The sequence below is a fragment of the Lacticaseibacillus suihuaensis genome (assembly GCF_054785075.1).
In genome coordinates, this window is sequence record NZ_BAAGBJ010000029.1 from 1 (window position 1) to 3,128 (window position 3,128).

The window sequence follows — 3,128 nt, forward strand, 5'->3', positions numbered from 1 at the left end:
AAGCGCGGCAGCTTCCTACCCTCGCAGGCAGTCACCCACCAACTACTCTCGGCGTTGAGAAGCTTAACTTCTGTGTTCGGCATGGGAACAGGTGTATCCTTCTCGCTATCGCCACCGCACTTCTATTTAACTGAGAGCTTTGTACTCTCAAAACTGGACATCATTGTTTTCTTGTCTTGAACGCGTATTCGTTACGCTTTTAGGTCAAGTCCTCGACCGATTAGTACTGGTCCGCTCCATGCATCGCTGCACTTCCACTCCCAGCCTATCTACCTGATCATCTCTCAGGGGTCTTACTTCCTTACGGAATGGGAAATCTCATCTCGAGGGGGGCTTCACACTTAGATGCTTTCAGCGTTTATCCCTTCCATTCATAGCTACCCAGCGATGCGCCTGGCGGCACAACTGGTACACCAGCGGAACGTCCATCCCGGTCCTCTCGTACTAAGGACAGCTCCTCTCAAATTTCCTGCGCCCGCGACGGATAGGGACCGAACTGTCTCACGACGTTCTGAACCCAGCTCGCGTACCGCTTTAATGGGCGAACAGCCCAACCCTTGGGACCGACTACAGCCCCAGGATGCGATGAGCCGACATCGAGGTGCCAAACCTCCCCGTCGATGTGGACTCTTGGGGGAGATAAGCCTGTTATCCCCAGGGTAGCTTTTATCCGTTGAGCGATGGCCCTTCCATACGGAACCACCGGATCACTAAGCCCGACTTTCGTCCCTGCTCGACTTGTCAGTCTCGCAGTCAAGCTCCCTTATACCTTTACACTCTGCGAATGATTTCCAACCATTCTGAGGGAACCTTTGGGCGCCTCCGTTACATTTTAGGAGGCGACCGCCCCAGTCAAACTGCCCACCTGACACTGTCTCCCGCCACGCTTAGTGGCGCGGGTTAGAGTGTTCATACAGCAAGGGTAGTATCCCACCAATGCCTCCTCCGAAACTAGCGTTCCGGTCTCTACGGCTCCTACCTATCCTGTACAAGCGGTACAAACACTCAATATCAAGCTACAGTAAAGCTCCATGGGGTCTTTCCGTCCTGTCGCGGGTAACCCGCATCTTCACGGGTACTATAATTTCACCGAGTCTCTCGTTGAGACAGTGCCCAAATCATTACACCTTTCGTGCGGGTCGGAACTTACCCGACAAGGAATTTCGCTACCTTAGGACCGTTATAGTTACGGCCGCCGTTTACTGGGGCTTCAATTCTGGGCTTCGCTTGCGCTAACTCATCCTCTTAACCTTCCAGCACCGGGCAGGTGTCAGCCCCTATACGTCATCTTACGATTTAGCAGAGACCTGTGTTTTTGATAAACAGTTGTTTGGGCCTATTCACTGCGGCTGACCTTGCGGTCAGCACCCCTTCTTCCGAAGTTACGGGGTCATTTTGCCGAGTTCCTTAACGAGAGTTCGCTCGCTCACCTGAGGCTACTCGCCTCGACTACCTGTGTCGGTTTGCGGTACGGGTAGATCATTTCTAACTAGACGCTTTTCTAGGCAGTGTGACATCGGACACTTCGCTACTTAAATTTCGCTCCCCATCACAGCTTATCCTTAAGGCGGTAAGCATTTCACTCACCACCAGACTAACTGCTTGGACACCCGTTTCCAGCTGGGTGCTTGTCTTAGCCTCCTGCGTCCCGCCATTGTTCAAACAAAATGATCTAGTACAGGAATCTCAACCTGTTTGCCATCGACTACGCCTCTCGGCCTCGCCTTAGGTCCCGACTAACCCTGGGAGGACGAGCCTTCCCCAGGAAACCTTAGTCATACGGTGGACAGGATTCTCACCTGTCTTTCGCTACTCATGCCGGCATTCTCACTTCCATACGCTCCAGCCGTCCTCACGATCGACCTTCAACGCCTATGGAACGCTCTCCTACCACACATCCTTACGGATGCATCCACAGTTTCGGTACTATGCTTAGCCCCGGTATATTTTCGGCGCAGGGTCACTCGACTAGTGAGCTATTACGCACTCTTTAAATGGTGGCTGCTTCTGAGCCAACATCCTAGTTGTCTGTGCAACGCCACATCCTTTTCCACTTAGCATAGATTTAGGGACCTTAACTGGTGATCTGGGCTGTTCCCCTTTCGACAATGGACCTTATCGCTCACTGTCTGACTCCCAGAGTAAGATGATTGGTATTCGGAGTTTATCTGAATTCAGTAACCCTTGACGGGCCCCTAGTCCAAACAGTGCTCTACCTCCAATATCCATCCTCTGAGGCTAGCCCTAAAGCTATTTCGGAGAGAACCAGCTATCTCCAAGTTCGTTTGGAATTTCACCGCTACCCACAACTCATCCCAGCATTTTTCAACATACACGGGTTCGGTCCTCCAGTGTGTTTTACCACACCTTCAACCTGGTCATGGGTAGGTCACTTGGTTTCGGGTCTACACCAACATACTACGTCGCCCTATTCAGACTCGCTTTCGCTACGGCTCCGGCTTTTCACCTTAACCTCGCATGTTAGCGTAACTCGCCGGTTCATTCTACAAAAGGCACGCCGTCACCCATTAACGGGCTCCGACTAATTGTAGGCACACGGTTTCAGGAACTATTTCACTCCCCTTCCGGGGTGCTTTTCACCTTTCCCTCACGGTACTGGTTCACTATCGGTCACTAGGGAGTATTTAGCCTTGGGTGATGGTCCACCCGGATTCCGACGGAATTTCACGTGCTCCGCCGTACTCAGGATCCTGAACGGAGGCTAACAGATTTCAACTACGGGGCTTTCACCCTGTTTCGCGCAGCTTTCCAGCTGACTTCGTCTATCCGCTAACTTGGTAACTCCAATGTTCAGTCCTACAACCCCAAGAGGCAAGCCTCTTGGTTTGGGCTGTTCCCACTTCGCTCGCCGCTACTATGGGAATCGCGTTTGCTTTCTCTTCCTGCAGGTACTTAGATGTTTCAGTTCCCTGCGTCTGCCTTTCATGTGCTATGTATTCACACATGAATAATCACCTGACGGTGACTGGGTTCCCCCATTCGGAAATCCCCGGATCAAAGCTTACGTATAGCTCCCCGAGGCATATCGGTATTAGTTCCGTCCTTCATCGGCTCCTAGTGCCAAGGCATCCACCGTGCGCCCTTTGTAACTTGACCTTGATCTACAA

2 rRNA genes are annotated in these 3,128 nt (G+C 52.0%); both read right to left on the bottom strand.

The window, feature by feature from the left end:
• Window positions 1–2: 2 nt before the first annotated feature.
• Window positions 3–119: ribosomal RNA gene (gene rrf, locus ACYVRZ_RS12975) — 5S ribosomal RNA — on the bottom strand.
• Window positions 120–200: 81 nt separating this feature from the next.
• A 23S ribosomal RNA gene (locus ACYVRZ_RS12980) occupies window positions 201–3,117 on the bottom strand.
• Between the last annotated feature and the right edge of the window lie 11 nt (window positions 3,118–3,128).